General features: G+C 57.2%; 17 protein-coding genes. 7 read left to right on the forward strand and 10 right to left on the reverse strand.

Features of this window, described 5'->3' with window-relative positions; translation table 11 throughout:
• Positions 1 to 74 precede the first annotated feature (74 nt).
• Entirely contained in the window at positions 75 to 2,603 is a 2,529-nt protein-coding gene (locus ACA061_RS03875) for a PepSY domain-containing protein (RefSeq protein WP_497301910.1), read from the reverse strand.
• A gap of 214 nt (positions 2,604 to 2,817) precedes the next feature.
• The gene (locus ACA061_RS03880; protein ID WP_497300641.1) at positions 2,818 to 5,121 is read right to left on the reverse strand and encodes a TonB-dependent receptor; all 2,304 of its coding nucleotides are present in this window, start codon (positions 5,119 to 5,121) and stop codon (positions 2,818 to 2,820) included.
• A 207-nt stretch (positions 5,122 to 5,328) separates the two neighbouring features.
• Between ACA061_RS03880 and ACA061_RS03885 the strand changes: the two genes are divergently transcribed.
• The 4 genes from ACA061_RS03885 (at position 5,329) to ACA061_RS03900 (ending at position 10,129) form a co-directional block, all read left to right on the forward strand.
• Entirely contained in the window at positions 5,329 to 6,009 is a 681-nt protein-coding gene (locus ACA061_RS03885) for a Fe2+-dependent dioxygenase (RefSeq protein WP_042557612.1), read from the forward strand.
• Entirely contained in the window at positions 6,006 to 6,761 is a 756-nt protein-coding gene (locus tag ACA061_RS03890) for a tetratricopeptide repeat protein (protein WP_497300643.1), read from the forward strand. The genes ACA061_RS03885 and ACA061_RS03890 overlap by 4 nt, the downstream gene beginning before the upstream one ends.
• A 231-nt stretch (positions 6,762 to 6,992) precedes the next feature.
• Positions 6,993 to 9,206, forward strand: coding sequence for an alpha-xenorhabdolysin family binary toxin subunit A (locus ACA061_RS03895; RefSeq protein WP_497300645.1), 2,214 nt, complete (start codon positions 6,993 to 6,995; stop codon positions 9,204 to 9,206).
• A 44-nt stretch (positions 9,207 to 9,250) separates the two neighbouring features.
• Positions 9,251 to 10,129 carry a hypothetical protein gene (locus ACA061_RS03900; protein ID WP_210554510.1) on the forward strand — a complete coding sequence of 293 codons (879 nt, stop codon included), beginning with the start codon at positions 9,251 to 9,253 and terminating at the stop codon, positions 10,127 to 10,129.
• A 40-nt stretch (positions 10,130 to 10,169) separates the two neighbouring features.
• Here ACA061_RS03900 and ACA061_RS03905 read toward each other — a convergent pair whose 3' ends face one another.
• The 5 genes from ACA061_RS03905 to ACA061_RS03925 all read right to left on the reverse strand — a co-directional run bounded on the left by ACA061_RS03905 (position 10,170) and on the right by ACA061_RS03925 (position 15,411).
• Positions 10,170 to 11,333: a type III PLP-dependent enzyme gene (locus tag ACA061_RS03905; protein ID WP_150617111.1), complete on the reverse strand. Its 1,164-nt coding sequence runs from the start codon at positions 11,331 to 11,333 to the stop codon at positions 10,170 to 10,172.
• Positions 11,334 to 11,985: 652 nt separating this feature from the next.
• Positions 11,986 to 13,143, reverse strand: coding sequence for an osmoprotectant ABC transporter ATP-binding protein OsmV (locus tag ACA061_RS03910; RefSeq protein WP_150617112.1), 1,158 nt, complete (start codon positions 13,141 to 13,143; stop codon positions 11,986 to 11,988).
• Entirely contained in the window at positions 13,140 to 13,793 is a 654-nt protein-coding gene (locus tag ACA061_RS03915) for an ABC transporter permease (protein WP_497300646.1), read from the reverse strand. The genes ACA061_RS03910 and ACA061_RS03915 overlap by 4 nt, the downstream gene beginning before the upstream one ends.
• A 13-nt stretch (positions 13,794 to 13,806) precedes the next feature.
• Positions 13,807 to 14,700, reverse strand: a complete 894-nt coding sequence (locus tag ACA061_RS03920) for a glycine betaine ABC transporter substrate-binding protein (protein ID WP_150595073.1) — start codon at positions 14,698 to 14,700, stop codon at positions 13,807 to 13,809.
• Between the two features lie 21 nt (positions 14,701 to 14,721).
• Complete coding sequence (locus ACA061_RS03925) at positions 14,722 to 15,411, reverse strand: ABC transporter permease (RefSeq protein WP_169432591.1); 690 nt, start codon at positions 15,409 to 15,411, stop codon at positions 14,722 to 14,724.
• Between the two features lie 440 nt (positions 15,412 to 15,851).
• Here ACA061_RS03925 and ACA061_RS03930 point away from each other — a divergent pair, with 440 nt between their 5' ends.
• The 3 genes from ACA061_RS03930 to ACA061_RS03940 all read left to right on the forward strand — a co-directional run bounded on the left by ACA061_RS03930 (position 15,852) and on the right by ACA061_RS03940 (position 18,593).
• Positions 15,852 to 17,435 carry a peptide chain release factor 3 gene (locus ACA061_RS03930; protein WP_042557621.1) on the forward strand — a complete coding sequence of 528 codons (1,584 nt, stop codon included), beginning with the start codon at positions 15,852 to 15,854 and terminating at the stop codon, positions 17,433 to 17,435.
• A gap of 239 nt (positions 17,436 to 17,674) precedes the next feature.
• Positions 17,675 to 18,082, forward strand: a complete 408-nt coding sequence (locus ACA061_RS03935; RefSeq protein ID WP_497300648.1) for a hypothetical protein — start codon at positions 17,675 to 17,677, stop codon at positions 18,080 to 18,082.
• 250 nt (positions 18,083 to 18,332) lie between these two features.
• Complete coding sequence (locus ACA061_RS03940) at positions 18,333 to 18,593, forward strand: hypothetical protein (protein WP_150617114.1); 261 nt, start codon at positions 18,333 to 18,335, stop codon at positions 18,591 to 18,593.
• A 214-nt stretch (positions 18,594 to 18,807) separates the two neighbouring features.
• Here the strand turns inward: ACA061_RS03940 and ACA061_RS03945 are convergent, their stop codons facing one another.
• Genes ACA061_RS03945 through ACA061_RS03955 form a run of 3 tightly spaced genes read right to left on the reverse strand, consistent with a single transcriptional unit; the run spans position 18,808 to position 21,696 of the window.
• Positions 18,808 to 19,788: a peptide ABC transporter ATP-binding protein gene (locus ACA061_RS03945; RefSeq protein WP_042557623.1), complete on the reverse strand. Its 981-nt coding sequence runs from the start codon at positions 19,786 to 19,788 to the stop codon at positions 18,808 to 18,810.
• Positions 19,788 to 20,756 carry an ABC transporter ATP-binding protein gene (locus ACA061_RS03950; RefSeq protein WP_042557624.1) on the reverse strand — a complete coding sequence of 323 codons (969 nt, stop codon included), beginning with the start codon at positions 20,754 to 20,756 and terminating at the stop codon, positions 19,788 to 19,790. Before ACA061_RS03950 ends, ACA061_RS03945 begins: the two co-directional genes overlap by 1 nt.
• Positions 20,757 to 20,766: 10 nt before the next feature.
• Positions 20,767 to 21,696: an ABC transporter permease subunit gene (locus tag ACA061_RS03955; protein WP_390896398.1), complete on the reverse strand. Its 930-nt coding sequence runs from the start codon at positions 21,694 to 21,696 to the stop codon at positions 20,767 to 20,769.
• Positions 21,697 to 21,698 lie beyond the last annotated feature (2 nt).

Consider the following 21,698-nt stretch of genomic DNA (forward strand, 5'->3'; position numbering starts at 1 on the left):
TTTGATCTTGGTTTTAAAAAAGACAAGGTCAAAAGATCGCAGCCTGCGGCAGCTCCTACAGGGGAGAGGGGGTGTCAGTAAACATCGCGACGATAACGACCCTGCTCAATCAGGCGTTCAACTTCAGCTGCGCCGAGGATGTCATTGAGTGCCTGGTCTACCCCTGAAGCCATCCCTTGCAGGCTGCCACAGATGCAGATGACCGCACCCTCTGCCAGCCATTTTTTCAACTCATCCGCCGATTCCCGCAAGCGATCCTGCACATAAATCTTCTCTGCCTGATCCCGCGAAAACGCCAGATCCAGCCGCGCCAGATCGCCGTTGATCAACCACTCCTCCAGCTGCGCACGGCACAGGTAGTCGTGCTCACGATTGCGCTCGCCGAACAGCAACCACTGACGCTGCTGACCATCAGCAATGCGCGCCTTGAGCAGGCTGCGCAACCCGGCCAGCCCCGTGCCGTTACCGATCAGAATCATCGGCAGCGGTTCATTCGGCAGGTGGAAACCGCTGTTACGGCGCACCCGCAAGCTGATGCTGCCGCCCACCGGCGCATGCTCGGTCAACCAGCCTGAAGCGATGCCAAGCGTGCCGTCGGCGTGCTGTTCCTGACGCACGATCAACTCCAGCACACCGTCGGCGGCAATCGAGGCGATCGAATATTCGCGCATGGCCAAAGGCACCATCGCATCGACCAACGACTGCGCATGCAGGCCAACCAGATGCGCGCGGTGCTGGGGCAATTGGCGCGAGGCCAGTGCCACTTCAAGCGGTTCATCGAGGCCGTTGATTTTCACCGTCGTCTCGCCACGAATGCCGAGGCCGTCGAGGAAGTGCTCGATGACCCACGGGCAGTTGCGTGGCAGCACTTCGACCAGGTCGCCGGACAGCCAGCTGCTGGTGTTCGGTGCGCTCAGGCTCAGCAGATAAACCGGCGAACCACTGCTGCCAGGGTTCATCAGTTCACGGCGCAGCAGCGTCCAGTTTTCGTAGGTGGGTGCCTGCCAGGTGTCGACCGGTGCCTGTCCGGTGAGCAAGCCCAGTTGGGTTTGCCAATGACGCAGGGCGTATGGGTCGCCGCTGTCGACTTCCACCGGGGCGAACAGGGTCTTGCCGCCGTGCTCGCTCAGCCACTGATGCAGGCGTCGGGCGAAACCGCAGAAGTGCTGATACTGCCGGTCGCCAAGCCCGAGGACGGCGTAGCTCAAGTTGTCGAGTGTGGATGCTTTGGCCAGCACCTTGCGCTCGAAACTACGGGCGCTGTCGGGGGCCTGACCGTCGCCGAAGGTGCTGACCACGAACAGCGCATTGCTCGATTCGCGCAGATCTTTTTCGCTGACATTCGCCAGCGGCTGCACTTTCACCGGCAACCCGGCGGCCTGCAATTGGCCAGCGGTCTGCCACGCCAGTTGCTCGGCGAAACCGCTTTGGCTGGCGAAGCCGATCAGCCACGCCGGGGTATCGCCGGCCGGCGGTTCGAAGCCTTTGCGCGCATCCTTGATCTGCTTTTTCTTGCGGCGACGATCAAGGTACAGCAGCCATCCGGTGATGAAGAACAACGGCATGCACACCGCCGCGACTGTGATGATGATCCGTCCGACGAGGCCGAAATAGCTGCCGACGTGCAGCGCGTAGATGCTGGTCAGCAATTGCGCCTTGAAGCTCTTGTCGGCATAGCGGTCGACACGTTTGACGATGCCGGTGGCCGGGTCGAGGGTGATCTGGTTCAGCGCGCGATCATGCGGCGAGCTATCGAGCAGGTAGAACACCGTCGCCGGTTGACCGGCCACGGGCGGCATGCGGATGTTGTAGGCAGACAGGCCTGGACCGGCAGCGCTGTAGATGCTGCTCCACATCGCTGAGTAGTCGGCGATGGGTGCCGGGCCTTCCGGCGCCGGGCCACGACCGCCGCGCACACGCTCGTTTTGCGGAGCGTCGGAAAGCAGTCTGGTCAGGCCTTTGTTGTACCACTCGTATGACCACGACAACCCGGTCAGCGCCAGCAGCAGATACACCAACAGGCACCACGTGCCGGCCACCGAATGCAGGTCCCAATTAAAGGCGCGGCCCTTCTTCTTCCAGTCCAGAGTCAGCCACACGCGCCAACTGTTCCACTGCCGAGGCCAGCGCAGGTACAGGCCGGAGAGGCAGAAAAACACCAGGATCAGCGTGCAGGCTCCGGTGATGTTGCGCCCGGTGTCGCCCATGGCGAGGAAGCGGTGCAGTTGCAACATCAGCCCAAAGAAATCCTGGCCGACGGCGTTGCCCATGAACTCGCCGGTATACGGATCGAAGTAGCGCATTTCGCCGCGACGTTCACCCTTGGGCGGGGTGAAGAATACTTTCGCCGCGTGGCCGCTTTCGGTCTCCACCGACAGCATCGAGACTTTCTTGCCCGACGTGGCTTCGATGCGCTCTACCAATTCAACGGGCGGCAGCACGCCGGCGACCTGTTTTTCCACTTGCAAGACCGAGGGGTTCAGCGCCCGCAGGATTTCGTCCTGAAACGAATAGGCCGCGCCGGTGATGCCCATCAGGGCCAGCACCAGTCCTGCGGTGATGCCAAAAAACCAGTGCAACTGGAACAGGGTTTTCTTCAACACGTCACTCGCCGTCCGTTCGGAAATTGTCATCACGGCGCGCATTATGCCGTGGGTTGTCGAGAAGCTTCTTGATTACGCACAAAAGCCCCGTTCAATCGAATGAACGGGGCTCGCTGTTCTGTAGGAGCTGCGGCACGCTGCGATCTGTTGATCTTTCTTTTCAACAGCAAAAACAAGATCAACAGATCGCAGCGTGCCGCCGCTCCTACAGCTTTTAGAAGTGGAAATTGGTGCTCAACAGTGCCGTACGGCCCGCTGCCTGGCTGGCGAAGTGGGTCGAGAAAGCTTTGTCGTAGTAGGTTTCATCGGTCAGGTTCTGCACGTTGAGTTGCAGGTCGACGTTCTTGGTCAGCTTGTAGGCCGCCATCGCGTCGTAGCGAACGTACGAATCAACCATGGTGGTGTTGGCCACGTTGCCGAACACGTCGTCGACATAGAACGCGCCGCCACCAATCGTCAGCTTCGGTGTGACCTGATAAGTGGTCCACAGGCTGGCGCTGTTTTTCGGCGTGTTAGGCAGCTGGTTGCCGTCGGTGGCGCGGTTCAGCGGGCCACCATCGACCTGTTCACTGTCCATGTAGGCGTAACCGGCGAACACCTGCCACTTGTCGGTGATCTTGCCACTGGCCGACAGCTCGACACCCTGCACTCGGGTCTTGCCGGCGTTCTCGTACGAGGTGGTATCGACTTGCACGCGGGCGTTTTCTTTCTCGGTGCGGAAGATGTCAGCAGTCAGCGACAGGCGATCATTGAGCAGGTCCCACTTGGTGCCGATTTCGTAGTTCTTGGTGGTTTCCGGCTCCATGTCGCTGCTCAGCAGATTGCCGGCGCGATCTCTGCTGCCGCCCAATGGGTTGCCGTCCATGCCTTCACCGAGGGTGTTGCCCGGTGGTGTGGCCGAGGTGGCGTAGGAAGCATAAATGCTGCCGTTTTCCGCAGGCTTGTAGACCACGCCGAACTGGCCGGTAACGAACTCGCTGACGTCATCGCCCTTGGCGGTAGTAGCACCGGCGGCGGTGTAGGTCTTGTACTCAGTGTCGAAGTGGTCGTAACGCAGCCCCATGTTCACCAGCCACTGCTCGGACAACTCCAGGGTGTTGAACGCATACAGCGCGTAGGTGTTGGCCTTGGTGTCGGTGCCTGCGTAGTTGCGCGAGATCGCGCCATTCCATGGATCGTTCGGGTTCGGATTCGACAGCGAGGTGCAGTTGTAGCCGCTTGCTGCACCAATCAATCCCGGGTTGCAATTGGTGGTCACGGCGCTGGTTCGCGGCGTGGTGTCGGTGTTGACGTTGTACGAAGACTTCTGGCTTTCCTCACGGGTGTATTCGACACCGGTGGAGAAGCTGTTCTTGAAACCGGCGACGTAGAAATTGCCGAACAGGTCAGTCTGGTTGGTGGTGGTCTCGGTGTTGCTGACCCGCGTATTCGCCCGACGCCAGACGCTGCCGTTGTTGACGTTGCCCTTGCTGTCGTCCGGCTGGGTGAGGATGTAATCCTGCATGCTGGTGCCGTGACGCAGGGTGTTCTTGATGGTCAGCGAGTCGTTCAGGTCATGCTCGATGGCGAACGTCGCGGTATCGGTGCGGCCCTTGCGGAAATCGCGATCCAGACCGTAGAAGTTGCTGTTGTCGCCACCGGCATACGGCTTGTCCGGATTGGACTTGGTGCGTGGGTTCGAAAAGCTGTACGGGATGCCCGAGTCCGGCGTGTCGTTGCTTTCCAGATGGTAGTAATCGAGGTTGACGCGGGTGTCGGTGCCCAGACCAAAGGCCAGGGAAGGCGCGATGCCCCAACGGTCGTAATCGACTTTGTCGCGACCGGCGACGTTGCTTTCGTGGCTCATCAGGTTCAGACGGCCAGCAGCGGTGTCGCTGAACTGGTAGTTGCCGTCGAGGGTGTAACGCTGGGTCTGGTCGGAGCCCCAAGTGAAACCACCGTCGAACGAGTTACCCAGATGAGCCTTCTTGCTCACCAGGTTGATGCTGCCGCCCGCCGCGCCACGACCGCCGATAGCGGAGTTCGGGCCCTTGCTGACTTCAATGTTCTCTACGGCGAAGATTTCGCGGCTCTGCGAACCGGTGTCGCGCACGCCATCAAGGTAAGTGTCGCCCTGGGCGTCGAAGCCACGGATGAACGGACGGTCACCTTGTGGGTTGCCACCTTCACCGGCGCCGAAGGTGATGCCCGGCACGGTGCGCAGGGCGTCCTGCATGTTCAGGGCGCCAGTGTCCTTGAGGACTTGCTGCGGAATGACGGTGACCGAGCGCGGCGTGTCGATCAGCGGCGCGGTGTACTTGGGCGAGGAGGCTTTCTCGACCTGGTAGGACGTCGCGTCCTGCGCTTCGCCAGTGATGGCGGTGGCGTCCAGGGCGATGGCATTGCCGGAAGCTTTGCTGTCGGTCTTTTCGGCGGCAAACACCATGTGGCCGGCGGAACCGGCGGTGATTGCCACGCCAATTGCAGAGGCGAGCAGACGTGGTGAACTGACCGGTAATTGTGCGAGTTGACGTGCCATTTTTATTCCCCTCCCCAAGGATTTGAGGCGGCGGAATATAGGGTAAACGGGTATTCGTATCAATTGCGAAACATTGTTATTCGCACTGAATTTACATTCTTTACAATTTGCCCTTACGGTTTTCGCCTGTTCATTCGTCTTGCAGGTTTTACACAGACAATAAGAATCAATACCATTGCCGCCTCTTTGCCATCAGGTGACATTGCCATGCTGCTGCACATCCCCGGTCTGTTTGAAAAAGACGAAGTGCAGCGCATTCGTGAGGCGCTGGAACAGGCAGATTGGGCTGACGGCAAGATCACCGCCGGTTATCAATCGGCCAAGGCCAAGCACAATCTGCAACTGCCCGAAGGCCATCCGCTGGCCAAGGAAATCGGCGCGGCAATGCTCGAGCGGCTGTGGAAAAATCCGCTGTTCATGTCTGCCGCACTGCCGCACAAAGTGTTCCCGCCGTTAGTGAACTGTTACACGGCCGGTGGCAGTTTCGACTTCCACATCGACAATGCCGTGCGCCAGCCCAAGGGCAGCATCGAGCGAGTGCGCACCGACCTGTCGGCCACGCTGTTTTTCAGCGAGCCCGAGGATTACGACGGCGGCGAACTGGAGATCCAGGACACCTTCGGCACCCAACAAGTGAAACTGCCCGCCGGCGACATGGTGCTATACCCCGGCACCAGCCTGCATAAAGTCAACGCAGTCACTCGCGGTGCGCGTTACGCCTCATTCTTCTGGACGCAAAGTCTGGTGCGTGAAGATAGCCAGCGCGCCTTGCTGTTCGAGATGGACGGGGCGATCCAGCAGCTCACGCAAGACCTGCCTGATCACCCTTCGCTGATCCGCCTCACCGGCACTTATCACAACTTGCTGCGGCGCTGGGTCGAGGTATGAGTTTTCAGCTGCGTCGTCAGGAAGTCCTCGACGGCGAACAACTCAACGCCATGCTCGAAGAGAGCCCGGGTCGTGCGGCGCAGGCGATTCTGTTGGCCGCGGGCGAGGGCGTTGTCGAGGCGCAGGCGTTGCTCGGGCAGATCCTGCTCGATGGTCAGGGGATCGCGCAGGATCAACCCTTGGCGCTACGCTGGTTTGGTATCGCTGCTCGGCAAGGGCATCTGATGGCGCGCAACATGCTCGGCCGTTGTAACGAACATGGTTGGGGCTGTGAGGCGGATGCTGCGGTTGCGGTGCAGCACTATCGAATTGCCGCCGAGGCCGGGCTGGACTGGGCGATGTACAACCTCGCCAACCTGCTCGCTACCGGTCGCGGCATCGCCGAGAACCAGGCGCAAGCACTGATCCTGTATCAGTGTGCTGCAAAGCTGGGCCACGCCAAGTCAATGAATCTGTTGGGCCGCTACCTGGAAGACGGACGCCATTGTCCGCAGGATTCACTGGCCGCGCGTGATTGGTATCGCCGTGCGGCCGAGGGCGGTGATTTTCGTGGGCAGTTCAGTCACGCCGCGATCCTCGCCGACGATGGCCAGATCGATGATGCCCTTGTCTGGCTGCGCAAAGCGCTGGCGGGGGGCAATGCAAACTTCCTGCGAGTCGCCGGCGAGTCGCTGATGAATGCACCGCACTTACGCATTCGCGCAATGGCCGACGCTTATAAATTGCGCTTGTCGCAGTTGATGGAATCGTAATGAGTTGGTTTTATCGTTAGTTGTTTTAATAGGGTGGGTGATGCGCCCGGGCGTTAACGGCTTGGCTAAGTAGTTATGCTGTCTTGATTGCTAATATTTAAGCGCTTGTTAGTTTTTATCTTGTTGTCCTAAGGTTGTTTTGCGATATCCGTGATTGAGTTGATTTAAAACTCGACAAGGTCGAATCGCGATTGACTTTAATAAATATTCAAAGCAGACATGGAGTCTCTTGTGGAATTCAGGATAGATAACAAGATTGTTGAAAATGCCGCGAAAGCACCTGTCGTGTTTATCAGTGCCTCGCTCGGTGAAGGTGATGAATACAATCGAGATACCGGTATTCAGCTAACCAAAGAGCAGATTATCAGTTTAAGAAAGTATGAGGTTCTAGGGTTGTCTTTGCCCGTGCGCTTGCAGGATGTTATTGCATACTTGAACTACGGCGCAGGTGATAGCGGCGGCATCGGTCTCAAGCCGGCAGACTTTCTGCGTACATTTAACACTACTTATGATCACGCCAGACGTTGGTCGCCGTTGCGTGAACAAATCATGCTTACGGGCACCGATCTGAAGATTTTTGCCGGCAATATCATCCGGATAGGCAGCGGAATAGTCGAGATCTATGAAGATTTGAAAGTGTCCAGATACCTGGAAGAACACAATATAAATACCCCTGAGCAGTATCTGGAGCTCAAGAGGAAGATACCTGATCTTCCTGATCTCGAATTGCCGGAGGACGATGTTCCGGAAATAAAAAAATACCTCAACGACATGCTTGCCTATGTCAGGCAAAGCCATCAGAAAGCTGAACGGGTCCGTGAACAACTGGACAGTTTTGGCACTGATATGCGCGAGAAAGTGTTGCCCGAGATCAAATTGCGTCTGGAGTTTGTTTCGAGGAATACCTATCAGGCGGACATTAAGGTGCTGCAAGAGGAGATCGACCAACGCTCGAAGGAGATTGATGAACTCAATAAACAATATGATCAAATGGTTCAAGAAGCCATCAAGTCTGCTGTGTCCTCTCCCTTCGCAGGATTGATCCTCGCTATCTATCAGGGCGTAAAGGCAGAAGAGATCCGCAAGGAGCGCAATAAACTCAAAGGCGAACAACAGGCTGCCAATCAGAAAATGGCCAGTAAGAGCCAAACATTGACTTCTTTGAACAAGATACGGGATGACTTGCAAAACCTTGACTATGTAGCGATCGAAGCTGAAGTTGCAACTCAAAACCTCATGTTGGTATGGAATGCGTTGAGTACTTATGTCACGGCATCCCTCAAAGAGGTCGATTCGCTGCATGAGGCCACGTCGTTGCGCAAGTTCAAGAATCAGATCATCTCCATTATCGATCCGTGGGGATATATCAGAACCAGTGCTGATCAACTGCTTGGCGTGTTTGCAGCAGCGGATAAAGAGTATGGAAACACCTTTCGATCGTTCAGGAGTAAGACAGTAATGCTTTCGGCGCAAGATAATACAAGTTCGGAACTGGATGTGGTGGCTCTGCGTCGTCATGCACTCGAGGTGAGTAGAGTTAATACCACGGCGCAAATGCTATTTGCACAGTTCAATTATCTGCCAGGCACAGTCGGCGCCATGAACGATTTGACCGTTGCAATTCAGAAGGCGACGTTTGATATGCGTGATCGGGCTGGGGCGACGATCATCCATTTACGGCAATCGCTGAGCAAGTTGAAAAACAGTCAGGCCGATCTCGGTGATCCTGGGGAAATTGATGAAATTCATGCTGAGATGGAGACGGAGCTAGGAATTATCTTCAACACAATCTCCGAACGATCTCAAGATTTTGAAGATACCCGCAATAGTCTAAGTAAAGCTTACGACCGGGCCACTTCTCAACAATGGATTGCAACACTGCAACGGGATCTGGATGTAACGGAAGCACTCAAGGTCAAATCCGAAGAGAAATTGACCGATCTGGAAGAACAGATGAAATCGGTATCCGAAGGGATCGACTTGATCGCGAAGGCCGGTGTGGAAAAGATCGGCCAGGAAGCGCAATTGACGCTGGATAATCTGAAAGCCCTGGGTTTGGCACCGCCGCAGATTCAAATTGCAATGCTGGCGATCGACAGCCTGAAAAAAATCATCTCCGGTATTGGTGACGCGATCTCGTTCATGAACATGCTGGATGCTTACAACAAGCTCAGGGATAAAGCCGCTGACTTGCGGGGGCAGTTGAAGAAATACAAAAGCGATATCGCCCGGATAGACGGGAAAATTCAATTGGTCAACGCTCTGGATCAACTGGACGAGGGTCGCTGGGGTTATGTGAACGAGTACTCGAATCTGGTTACTGGTTTTGAATCGTTCCGCCGAGACTTCAGGCAGGACAAGTCACAACCTGTCGAGGAGCGGGCTGATACCGCGATTGCCCGGATCACCGACGTCGTCAGGTATCTGAAGGCTGTTCAATCATAAGGAGTGGGGCGGTGGGCTGCGCGCCCATCGCTTCTTGAATAGTTATGGACATACTTTCCTATGACCTTTCTGCTGCGCAGCGGCGCGTGCTGGATCGCTATACAAGGTTTCTCGGCTCTCTTCACACGACCATCAACAACATCCCGGTGGTATTTGCCCGTCGAAAAGCCAGCGGTCATGCACTCGCGGTGTTGGCCGGTGATTCGCGTCTGAACAATGCCCGATTCAATGAGCGCTATTTGCAAGAACTCTGGGGGCGCACAGAAGAAGCCCGGAATCTGTGCAGTGCTTACGTCGCAGACCTCACTATGTTTGCGCAAGAAAACCGGGAAATAACCAGTCGTACTTCGAGAAATGAACCCCTCAGTCAGGTGGATTTCAAGTGGTACAGTTTGTCCCGGTCGCCGACCTGGAGGCTGTTTGCGCCTAACGATGTACCCGATCTGGTTCACGAATTGGTACTGCGGTTTTATCAAATCAGAGCGATGATTCAACAACTGAAATATACAGTCGCCGAGGTGCATGACGAGTCCTTTGGGCTCAGGTCGGTATTTACCAAGGCAATGGATCATCGCTCCTGCCAGTGCCATGCCCAGCCAACGGTTGTCCAGGAATTGTTCCGGGAAGCCCGCACTACGCCGTTTTGGGATATCACTTATTCTTCCGCGAATGCAGTGATTCGGGCCGCAGAATACAAAACTGATATTGGCACTTTGTTCAATGGACTGGCGTCCGTGAGTTCGCAAGTCGGTATGTTTCTTGAGGCGACGGGATCGTACATGGACACTGCGATCAATGAGTTATCAAGGGCAGAACGCGTGTCGAAACTGGGCGAGTTGAATTTCAGACTAGCCGCGACCACGGCATTGGCTGACGAGTTCATGGCCATGGTTAACCAGCTTGAGACTTGGCTGCGCAAATAAAAAAAGGCCCATGCATGGGCCTTTTCATTTAAAGCGTCAGTTAAAGGTAATACGACTTCAGCGGCGGGAAGCCATTGAACTCAACCGCGCTGTAACTGGTGGTGTACGCACCGGTCGACAGCCAGTACATGCGATCACCGATCGCCAGGTTCAGCGGCAGGCCGTACTTGTAGTTCTCGTACATGATGTCGGCGCTGTCGCAGGTCGGGCCGGCGATGACGACTTCTTCCATCTCGCCTTTCTTCTCGGTCCAGATCGGAAACTTGATCGCTTCGTCCATGGTTTCGATCAGGCCGGAGAATTTGCCCACATCGGTATAAACCCAGCGTTCAACAGCGGTGCGCGACTTGCGTGCGACCAGCACCACTTCGCTGACCAGAATACCGGCGTTGGCAATCAACGAACGGCCCGGCTCCAGAATGATTTCCGGCAGGTCATCACCGAAGTCTTCCTTGAGGAAGCGAATGATTTCTTCGGCGTAGGTTTCCAGGCTGTTGGTGCGGGTGATGTAGTTGGCCGGGAAGCCACCGCCCATGTTGATCAGCTTCAGCTCGATGCCGTCTTCTTCTTTCAGGCGCTCGAAGATCACTTTGACCTTGGCGATTGCCGCGTCCCACACGCTGATGTCGCGCTGCTGCGAGCCAACGTGGAACGAGATGCCGTAAGGCACCAGGCCCAGGTCGCGGGCGAGGATCAGCAGGTCCATGGCCATGTCGGTCTGGCAGCCGAATTTGCGCGACAAAGGCCAGTCAGCGGTGGTCGAGCCTTCGGTGAGGATGCGCACGTAGACTTTCGAGCCCGGCGCAGCCTTGGCGATGTTGCGCAGGTCGGCTTCGGAATCGGTGGAGAACAGACGCACGCCCTTATCAAAGAAGTAGCGAATGTCCTTGGATTTCTTGATGGTGTTGCCGTAGCTGATACGGTCGGCGCTGACGCCGCGATCCATCACTTTGTCGAGCTCGTAGATCGAGGCGATGTCGAAGCTCGAACCTTTCTCTTTGAGCAGGTCGATGATTTCGACGGCCGGGTTGGCCTTGACTGCGTAGTAGACCTTGGCGAATTCAAAACCGGCGCGCAGGTCATCGTAGGCCTGGCTGATCATCGCGGTGTCGATCACCACGAACGGGGTTTCTTGCTTGTCGGCGAACGCCTTCATTTTGTCAAAAGTGGCGCGCTCGAAATAATCTTCGACGTTGATCGACATGCTGGGAACTCCTAAGGGCAAACAATAATAAACATGGGTAAAAATGAACGTCCTCCGTATCCCCACTTTGGTTCGCCTACTTCCCAAGGCATGTCGCCGAAAGCAAAAAGGCCATGGGAAATGCAGCTTCTTTCCCTTGGCCTTGCTGTCTCGTCGTCAGTACTTGAGCCGGATGGATCGTTTCCAGCATGGACGTTCGGCGCGAACTTTAGGGCGTGAGGGGCCTGAGATCAACTAAAAATGTCGCGTTTTTGCACGCTTCTGACGTACGACGCGGATATCACTCTTTGTAGCCGACCCAGATGACGAACAGATGTTCCCCACGGATTTTCTGGTGTTAAAAATACCTGCACGTTCGCTGCTTTTGTCTGCTAAATCCTGGGTAAGTGTGATGAGTGCAACATCGGCGACGTTGGGTGCAAGAAGATAGGTCGGGAGGGATTTTGGTTGTGGTGCAGGGGGATTTCGAAGCGCTTTCAACGCTGCGTGTGTTGATATTTTTTGCCGGCCTGTGAAGCCTTCAAGAATTGCACTAAACCTGTGGGAGCCAGCCTGCTGGCGATGACAATTTCATCATCAAAACAGTTTTGACTGGCATTGCCCCATCGCTAGCTGGCTGGCTCCCACAGGTTTTTGTGTTTTTACCAGATAATCAGGCGACTACCGCCTCAGCCGGCGAAACGATGCTGGTCTTGCCGCCGCGAGATTTGCCGGAGCTCAGATACTCGGCAATCGACTCTTGCGTGACCTCACCCAGGAACACCCGGTCGGCATCCATCACCGGCAGCCACGAGCGGTTGAACTCGTACATGCGCGACAGCAGGATGCGCAAATGCTCGTCGTACGCCGCCGTGGCGTTGAACTCGCGAAGATACTGCGCGCAAGTGCCAGTCTGACGGTGCAGGTCGCGACGTCGCACATAACCCAGCGCCTTGTTCTCGGAGCAAGTGACGACGACATAACGACGGTCATGTTCGTCCATCAATTCCAGCGCATCGGCCACCGGGGTTTCCGGGCTCACCGACGGCGCGTTGTCCGCCGCGTCTTCAGCCTTCACCAGCAACAGACGTTTGAGCGTGCTGTCCTGGCCAACGAAGTTGCTGACAAAGTCGTCCGCCGGATGCGCGAGCAGCGTGTCCGGGTGATCGATCTGCAGCAGCTTGCCGGCGCGGAAGATCGCGATCTTGTCACCCAGCTTGATCGCTTCGTCGATGTCGTGGCTGACCATGATCACGGTCTTGTTCAGCGCGCGCTGCATCTCGAAGAATTCGTTCTGGATCATCTCGCGGTTGATCGGGTCGACCGCACCGAACGGTTCGTCCATCAGCAACAGCGGCGCATCTGCCGCCAGTGCGCGGATCACGCCGATACGTTGCTGCTGACCACCGGACAACTCACGCGGGTAACGATGCAGATACTGCTTGGGTTCAAGCTTGATCATGCTCATCAGTTCGCGGGCGCGGTCGTGGCATCGCTGCTTGTCCCAGCCGAGCAGTTTCGGCACCACGACGATGTTCTCTTCGATGGTCATGTTCGGGAACAGACCGATCTGCTGGATCACGTAGCCGATGTTGCGACGCAGGGTCACTTCGTCCAGATCGGTGGTGTCTTCGCCGTTGATCAGGATCTTGCCCGAGGTCGGTTTGATCAGGCGGTTGATCATTTTCAGCGTGGTGCTTTTGCCGCAACCCGATGGCCCGAGGAACACACAGATTTCGCCTTCATTGACGGTCAGGCTCACCGAATCCACGGCTTTGACATCTTTGCCGTTGCTTTGGAAGGTCTTGCTGAGGTTTTGAAGTTCGATCATTTGAGTAATCCTTTTGGAGTCAACGAGCGTTGCAGCCATTGCAAAAACAGGTCGGCGAAGATCGCCAGAAGACTGACCAGCAGCGCGCCGACGATAAGCATCGACATGTCACTGCGGCTGATGGAGGCGAGGATCAACACGCCGAGGCCGCCAGCGCCGATGGTCGCGGCGATGGTCATCACGCCGATGTTCATCACCACGGCGGTGCGCACACCGGCGAGGATCACCGGCACCGCAATCGGCAACTCGACCATGCGCAGGCGCTGGCCGAAGGTCATGCCGATGCCGCGGGCGGCTTCGCGGATGCCCGGCTCAACGCCGGTCAACGCCAGGTAGGTGTTGCGCATGATCGGCAGCAGTGAATAAAGGAACACCGCAGTGATCGCCGGCATCGGGCCGAGGCCCTGGCCAAACTTTGAGTAGAGCGGCAGCAGCAGGCCGAACAGTGCAATCGACGGCACGGTCAGCAGCACCGTGGCACTGGCTTGCAACGGGCCGGCGAGGCTCGGGAAGCGCGTCATCAAAATGCCCAGCGGCACCCCGACGAGGATCGCCAGCGTGACAGCGATGCCAACCAGCGTGATGTGCTGCCAGGTCAGGTGCAGCACCTGCTGCCAGTCGAGATGGGAAAAGGCGTTCAAGAATTCCATGACTTTTCCTCCCTTAATTCAACGGATGTTGGCGCAGAAAATCGGCGGCAACAGCAGATGGGCTTTCGTGATCGACATCGACCCGCGCGTTGAGCTGGCGCATGGTTTCGTCATCGAACAGTTCGGCCAGTGGCTTGAGCTGCTCGGCCAGTTTCGGGTTGGCGTCCAGCGTTGCCTGACGCACCACCGGTGCGGCGGTGTAGTCGGGGAAGTAGTGCTTGTCGTCTTCCAGCAGCTTCAGGCCGAAGGCATTCAAGCGACCGTCGGTGGTGTAGACCAGGCCGGCAAACACTTGGCCGTTGCGCAGCGCCGTATAAACCAGTCCCGCATCCATCTGCCGAATGTTTTTGCGGCTCAGGTTCATGTCGTAGAGCTTGACCATGCCGAGCAGGCCGTCGGAACGATTGGCGAACTCGGTGTCGAGTGCGACCAGATGATTGGTCTTCGCTTCAGCCTGCAACACCTCGTTCAACTGACTGATGTTGTTGATCTGCGGATATTGCTCGGCGACTTTTTTTGGCAGCGCGAGGGCGTAGGTGTTGCTGAATTTCGACGGAGTCAGCCAGATAAGGCCTTTTTTCGCGTCGAGTTCTTTCACCCGGGCGTAGGACTGAGCGCTGTCGAGTTTTTCGGTGACATGGTTATAGGCCACCAGCGACACGCCGGTGTATTCCCAGAGCATGTCCAACTGGCCACTTTCGTGGGCGCTGCGGGCGAGGTTGCTGCCCAGACCGCCGGTGATCTGCGCGTCGTAGCCTTTGCTGCGCAGGTATTGCGCGGTGATTTCGGCGAGCAGGGTCTGCTCGGTGAACACGCGGGCGCCGAGGCGGATAACCGGTTTGTCGGCGGCTTGTGCGATTCCTGCGAACAGCAGGACGCAGCCTAAGATAAAGCTAAGTCGTTTCATGTGAATTCCTTTGCCGAGGCCTTAAGACGGGCGCAAACCGCGTTCCAGCCAGAGACGGCTGGCGAGGGTGACCACGCCATCGAGCAGCAGGGCCAGCAGCGCGGTGCACGCGGCGCCGAGCAGCAGTTGCGGCTGATTGTTCAAGGCGATGCCAGGGAAAATCAGGCTACCAAGGCTGTTGGCGCCGATCAGGAACGCCAGTGGCGCCGTCCCGACATTGATCGCCAAGGCCACACGCACACCACCGACAATGATCGGCACGGCGTTGGGTAGTTCGACCTGCCACAGCACCTGACGCGGGGTCATGCCGATGCCGACGGCCGCTTCCTTGAGCGAACCCTGGACGTTTTTCAGGCCTTCATAGGTGTTGCGCACAATCGGCAACAGGGAAGCGAGGAACAAAGCGAAGATCGCCGGACCACTGCCGATGCCCAGAATCCCCAGGGCGATCGCGAGTACGGCCAGCGGCGGCACGGTGTTGCCGATATTGAAGATCTGCATGAAGCGTTCAGCGCGGCCAACCATGGTCGGGCGACTGAGAAAGATGCCGGCGGGGATGCCCACGACAAGGGCGGCCAGCATTGAAGCGAGGACAAGAATCAGATGAGCTTGCAGGTAAAACAACAAATCGTCGCGGTAGTGTTCGATCGTGTTGATGCCGATCCAGTGGACCAGCAGGGCCAGGAGCGCGATTACCACCGCACCTCCCATCAGCCCTTTGCCATAGCGGATAGCCACAGGCGGACTCCTTTTTTATAGTCGGCGAACGCCGTCGCATGCCATGCCTGGCTGCCGGGAATAAACGTTCGCGAGAAGCAGCTCCCTCAGCACCGGCAAAAAGCGGTCTGAAAGCGAGCCATGAGCGCAGCCTCGTCAGGCTAACTTGCTGATTTTTCAGCCCCTGACGAAAATTCGTAACAGGGGATGGACGTCTCCGAGCGCTGAAAGGTTCCCACATAAGATGCCATCTGGCCACCTGTAGGAGCTGCCGAAGGCTGCGATCTTTTGACTTTGTTCTAGTGCAACAGATCAAAAGATCGCAGCCTGCGGCAGCTCCTACAGGGCTTGCGGCGCCGAGGGACGGTGGTTCGGCGGTCACATTTTAAGCTATACTCGGCGCCCTTTTTTGAATCACCGTCAGGCGATTTCCCATGACCAACCAGGCCGCCGAAGTCGCGAAACGCCGCACTTTCGCCATTATTTCCCACCCCGATGCCGGTAAGACGACGATCACCGAGAAGCTCCTGTTGATGGGCAAGGCGATTGCGATTGCGGGCACGGTGAAATCCCGTAAATCCGACCGCCATGCGACATCCGACTGGATGGAGATGGAGAAACAACGGGGTATTTCCATTACCACGTCGGTCATGCAGTTCCCGTATCGCGACCACATGGTCAACCTGCTCGACACCCCGGGCCACGAAGACTTCTCCGAAGATACCTACCGCACCCTGACCGCGGTGGACTCGGCATTGATGGTTCTCGACGGCGGTAAAGGTGTCGAGCCGCGTACGATTGCGCTGATGGACGTCTGCCGTCTGCGTGACACGCCGATCGTCAGCTTCATCAACAAACTCGACCGCGACATCCGCGACCCGATCGAACTGCTCGACGAGATCGAAGCCGTCCTCAAGATCAAGGCTGCGCCGATCACCTGGCCGATCGGTTGCTACCGCGATTTCAAAGGCGTGTATCACCTGGCCGACGACTACATCATTGTCTACACCGCCGGTCACGGTCACGAACGCACCGAAACCAGGATCATCGAGAAGCTCGACTCCGACGAGGCGCGCGCGCATCTGGGCGACGAGTACGATCGTTTCGTCGATCAGCTGGAACTGGTGCAGGGTGCCTGCCACGAATTCAACCAGCAGGAATTCCTCGACGGTCAACTGACCCCGGTGTTCTTCGGTACCGCGCTGGGCAACTTCGGTGTTGACCACGTGCTCGACGCCGTTGTCGATTGGGCGCCGCGTCCGCTGGCCCGTGTCGCCAACGAGCGCACCGTGGAGCCGGTTGAAGAGAAGTTCTCGGGCTTCATCTTCAAGATCCAGGCGAACATGGACCCGAAACACCGCGACCGCATCGCCTTCATGCGCATTTGCTCCGGCAAGTACGAGAAAGGCATGAAGATGCGCCACGTGCGCACCGGCAAGGACGTGCGCATCGGCGATGCCCTGACATTCTTCTCCTCCGAGCGTGAGCAACTGGAAGAGGCGTTTGCCGGCGACATCATCGGCCTGCACAACCACGGCACCATCCAGATCGGCGACACCTTCAGCGAAGGCGAAGCCCTGAGCTTCACCGGCATCCCGCACTTCGCCCCGGAACTGTTCCGCCGCGTACGCCTGCGCGATCCGCTGAAATCCAAGCAACTGCGCCAAGGCTTGCAGCAGTTGGCCGAAGAGGGCGCCACCCAGGTGTTCTTCCCGGAGCGCAGCAACGACATCATCCTCGGCGCCGTCGGTGTGCTGCAGTTCGATGTGGTCGCCAGCCGCTTGAAAGAGGAATACAAGGTTGAGTGCTCGTACGAGCCGATCACCGTGTACTCCGCACGCTGGATCGAATGCAGCGACAAGAAGAAGCTTGAGGAGTTCTCCAACAAGGCTGTAGAAAACCTTGCAGTCGACGGCGGCGGTCACCTGACCTACCTCGCCCCGACCCGGGTTAACCTGGCCCTGATGGAAGAGCGCTGGCCGGACGTGAAATTCCGTGCGACGCGTGAGCATCACTAACGATCAGTGTCGCTTATTGACCCTCGATACTTAAGACGTGCAAAAAAACCCACAGAATTTCTCTGTGGGTTTTTTTTTGTGCCTCGAAAAGGGACGAAGGCACAGTGTGGCAGATTTAAACTTGTGATCGTATGTTCTGCTCTTTGTCAACTGTCAGGTCTTACAGTGGTGGCTGTGTTTTTTCCATTGTATAAAAGTGTTAGAGGAATTTTTTCTCTAACACTTGGAAGGAGGTGGGTATGTTGCCAGTACAACAAATGACCAAAATATCTGGAACAATTCGGTTCACCGTGGATAAGAGTGAATTTATTGCCAATGAGCTGCTCGGTCATATGGCGGAGGATGGGGGGCTCCAGATAATTGGAAGGTACGGAGATATCGGTGTCGGGTTCAATTACAGAAACGATGGTCCTACCGGGGAAGTATCAGCGGAGTTTGGCGTTGGTGATGGGCGTTTTGCGAATGCTGTCTTGGACAACTGGGAGGAAGGTTATAGCTGGTATTCAATATCTGGAAACTACAAGGGTAATATTGATTTTAAAGAAAGTAGTGTGAAGCTTACTTTTAAAAGTATCGTAAGGAACGATGATGACTGGACACAAACGAAAGAAATAAGTGCAGATATAAACGTAAGGTTTGAACAGTAGTCAGCTGGAAAGAAGATGGTTATTTTGAAGTTGCGAATAGACCCCCCTACGAAAGCAGTGGGGTTTATTTGTTGACAGCGTTGCAATCTTCTTCGGTAGTGAAATTCGATATAGACGTTATCGCCAATGGATCTGCATTCTCAAGGCATTTTCCCTCATTCTGAGACGTCCTATCAGATGAACACTGCTGATCGGAACTTTTTTAACTTGATCAGCATTTGTGTCGCACCTGCACAGGATGGAATCGATCATGAGAAACAGATTGCTACGCGTTTTGTTGCTGTTGAAAGTGATGGTCCTGCTGTCTCTCGGCACCGCAACGGCCTGGGCCGAGTGCGAGGATCATGATTCCCAGGCCTTCAACGGGCAGGTGGGGCATAGCGGGCTGATGCTCGCCAAGTCTGAATCCGAGCCGGGCGATCAGGGGCAGGGTGGAACCGCTGATGACGATGATTCGATGACAGACGAGCCGGACTCTGACGATCCGGACGAAGGCGATAGCCAGACGTAGATTGCAGGCAAAGAAAAACCCCGTCTGCCTCCACTGATACACAGTCGAGGTAGAAGGGGTTTGCTTGGTACGCAATCTCTGAATTCAACATCATCCTCTGTGGGAGCGGGCTTGCCCGCGATTGCGGTGTGTCAGTCGACAAATCAGTTGGCTGACACGACGTCATCGCGGGCAAGCCCGCTCCCACAGGGTTTTGCATGTTTCGCGCAAATGCTTACGCCGCACCATCAAGGAACTGCTCGGCGTAGTGGCAAGCCACCTGCCGATTGTCGAGCAAGCGCAATGCCGGCTCTTCAGTGCTGCAACGCTCGGTCGCGTACGGGCAGCGCTTGTGGAAAGCGCAGCCCGGTGGCGGGTTCAGCGGGTTGGGCAGTTCGCCGACGATCTTGATTTTCGGCTTGTTCGGGTCCGGGTGGATGGTCGGGGTCGCCGACAGCAGCGCCTGGGTGTACGGGTGAAGAGGGCGTTCGTAGATGTCGTTCTTCGGGCCCATTTCCACCGGGCGACCGAGGTACATCACCATCACGTCATCGGCCACGTGTTGCACCACCGCGAGGTTGTGCGAGATGAACACGTAAGCGGTGTTGAACTCCTGCTGCAGATCCATGAACAGGTTCAGCACCTGCGCCTGAATCGACACGTCCAGCGCCGAAGTCGGTTCGTCCGCCACCAGCACTTTCGGTTGCAGCATCATCGCCCGAGCGAGGGCGATCCGCTGGCGCTGACCGCCGGAGAACATGTGCGGATAACGCTGGTAATGCTCAGGACGCAAGCCGACCTGCTTCATCATCGCCTGGACTTTCTCGCGGCGTTCGGCGGCGGACAGGTTGGTGTTGATCAACAGCGGTTCGGCCAGTTGATCACCGACTTTCTGCCGTGGGTTCAACGAGGCGTACGGGCTCTGGAACACCATCTGCACGTCTTTGCGCAGTTGCTTGCGCTGGGCCTTGTCGGCGCCGGCTACTTCTTGCCCGGCGATTTTCAGCGAGCCGGACGACGGCTCTTCAATCAGGGTCAGGGCGCGCGCCAAAGTGGATTTGCCGCAACCCGACTCGCCGACGACCGCGAGGGTCTTGCCGGCTTCCAGTTCGAATGACACGCCGTTAAGCGCGCGCACTGTCGCGTGGCCCTTGAACAGGCCACGGGACACTTCGTAGTGACGGGTCAGGTCGCGGGCGGTAAGTACGACGGCCATTACGCCACCTCCTGGTTCAGCGGGTAGAAGCAGCGGGCGAGGCTGTGGCTTTTCGGATCAAGGGTCGGACGCTGCGCGCGGCAACTTTCCTGCACGTACGGGCAGCGCGGCGACAGCAGGCAACCCTGCGGACGGTCGTAACGGCCCGGGACGATGCCCGGCAGTGTCGCCAGACGATCGGCACCCTGGCTGTGTTCCGGAATCGCCTTGAGCAGCGCTTCGCTGTACGGGTGCGCCGGGATGTCGAACAGTTGCGGTACCTGACCGACTTCAACAGCCTGGCCGGCGTACATCACGCACACACGCTGGGCGGTTTCCGCGACGACCGCGAGGTCGTGAGTGATCAGCACCAGGCCCATGTTCTGCTCTTTCTGCAACGCCAGCAGCAGGTCCATGATCTGCGCCTGAATCGTCACGTCGAGTGCGGTGGTCGGCTCATCCGCGATCAGCAGTTTCGGCTCGCCGGCAATCGCCATGGCAATCGCCACACGCTGGCTCATACCGCCGGACAGTTGATGCGGGTAGGCGTCCATACGGCTGGCCGCGCCCGGGATTTCAACTTTTTCCAGCAGTTCGATGGCGCGTTTGCGCGCTTGTTTGCTGGACATTTTCAGGTGCAGGCGCAGCACTTCTTCGATCTGGAAACCGACGGTGTAGCTCGGGTTGAGCGCGGTCATCGGGTCCTGAAAGACCATCGCCAGGTCTTTACCGACGATCTGCCGACGCTGACGGTTGCTCAGCTTGAGCATGTTCTTGCCGTCGAAATTCAGCGCATCGGCGGTAACGATCCCCGGGTGTTCGATCAGGCCCATCAGCGCCATCATGGTCACGGATTTGCCCGAACCGGACTCGCCCACGATCGCCAGCACTTCGCCCTTGTCGACGCTGATGTCGAGGCCATCGACCACCGGCACAGCGTTCTTGTCGCCGAAACGAACGTTGAGATTCTTGATTTCCAACAGTGACATTTGAATCTCCTCAGGCGGCATTCTTGAGTTTCGGGTCCAGCGCATCGCGCAGACCGTCGCCCATCAGGTTGATTGCCAGCACGCTGAGCAAAATGGTCAAACCAGGCAGGCTCACCACCCACCAGGCGCGTTCGATGTAGTCGCGGGCCGAGGCCAGCATGGTGCCCCACTCAGGGGTTGGCGGTTGTACGCCAAGACCGAGGAAGCCCAGGGCAGCGGCATCGAGAATCGCCGAAGAGAAACTCAAGGTTGCCTGAACGATCAGCGGTGCCATGCAGTTGGGCAGCACGGTGATGAACATCAGGCGTGGCAGACCGGCACCGGCCAGGCGCGCGGCGGTCACGTAGTCGCGGTTCAGTTCGCCCATCACCGCAGCGCGGGTCAGACGCACATACGACGGCAGGGACACCACAGCAATGGCGATCACGGTGTTGATCAGGCCAGGGCCGAGGATGGCGACAATCGCCACAGCCAGCAGCAAGGACGGCAGGGCCAGCATGATGTCCATCAGACGCATGATGGTCGGGCCAATCATTTTCGGGAAGAAACCGGCGAACAGACCGAGCAGAATCCCCGGGATCAGCGACATCACGACCGACGACAAGCCGATCAGCAGCGACAGGCGCGAACCCTGGATCAGACGCGACAGCAGATCACGGCCCAGTTCATCGGTGCCGAGCAAAAATTGCATCTGCCCGCCTTCAAGCCACGCCGGTGGCGTCAGCAGGAAGTCGCGGTATTGCTCGCTCGGGTTATGCGGCGCCACCCAAGGGGCGAACAGCGCGCAGAAAATCACCAGCAACATGAACATCAGGCCGGCAACGGCACCTTTGTTCTTGGAAAACGCTTGCCAGAATTCTTTGTACGGGGACGGATACAGCAGGCTTTGATCGACTGCTACCGCTTGATTTTGAGTTGAAGCTGGAGTGGTCATGGTCATGA

Source organism: Pseudomonas sp. LBUM1668 (genome assembly GCF_059695715.1).

Bases quoted from the DNA above. Each gene is read 5' to 3' on its own strand.
- ACA061_RS03900 (WP_210554510.1), top strand. From the start codon at position 9,251: ATGGACATACTTTCCTATGACCTTTCTGCTGCGCAGCGGCGCGTGCTG.
- ACA061_RS03925 (WP_169432591.1), bottom strand. From the start codon at position 15,411: ATGGGAGGTGCGGTGGTAATCGCGCTCCTGGCCCTGCTGGTCCACTGG.
- ACA061_RS03915 (WP_497300646.1), bottom strand. From the start codon at position 13,793: ATGGAATTCTTGAACGCCTTTTCCCATCTCGACTGGCAGCAGGTGCTG.
- ACA061_RS03955 (WP_390896398.1), bottom strand. From the start codon at position 21,696: ATGACCATGACCACTCCAGCTTCAACTCAAAATCAAGCGGTAGCAGTC.
- ACA061_RS03945 (WP_042557623.1), bottom strand. From the start codon at position 19,788: ATGGCCGTCGTACTTACCGCCCGCGACCTGACCCGTCACTACGAAGTG.
- ACA061_RS03950 (WP_042557624.1), bottom strand. From the start codon at position 20,756: ATGTCACTGTTGGAAATCAAGAATCTCAACGTTCGTTTCGGCGACAAG.
- ACA061_RS03940 (WP_150617114.1), top strand. From the start codon at position 18,333: ATGAGAAACAGATTGCTACGCGTTTTGTTGCTGTTGAAAGTGATGGTC.
- ACA061_RS03905 (WP_150617111.1), bottom strand. From the start codon at position 11,333: ATGTCGATCAACGTCGAAGATTATTTCGAGCGCGCCACTTTTGACAAA.
- ACA061_RS03920 (WP_150595073.1), bottom strand. From the start codon at position 14,700: ATGAAACGACTTAGCTTTATCTTAGGCTGCGTCCTGCTGTTCGCAGGA.
- ACA061_RS03890 (WP_497300643.1), top strand. From the start codon at position 6,006: ATGAGTTTTCAGCTGCGTCGTCAGGAAGTCCTCGACGGCGAACAACTC.
- ACA061_RS03885 (WP_042557612.1), top strand. From the start codon at position 5,329: ATGCTGCTGCACATCCCCGGTCTGTTTGAAAAAGACGAAGTGCAGCGC.
- ACA061_RS03935 (WP_497300648.1), top strand. From the start codon at position 17,675: ATGTTGCCAGTACAACAAATGACCAAAATATCTGGAACAATTCGGTTC.
- ACA061_RS03880 (WP_497300641.1), bottom strand. From the start codon at position 5,121: ATGGCACGTCAACTCGCACAATTACCGGTCAGTTCACCACGTCTGCTC.
- ACA061_RS03910 (WP_150617112.1), bottom strand. From the start codon at position 13,143: ATGATCGAACTTCAAAACCTCAGCAAGACCTTCCAAAGCAACGGCAAA.
- ACA061_RS03930 (WP_042557621.1), top strand. From the start codon at position 15,852: ATGACCAACCAGGCCGCCGAAGTCGCGAAACGCCGCACTTTCGCCATT.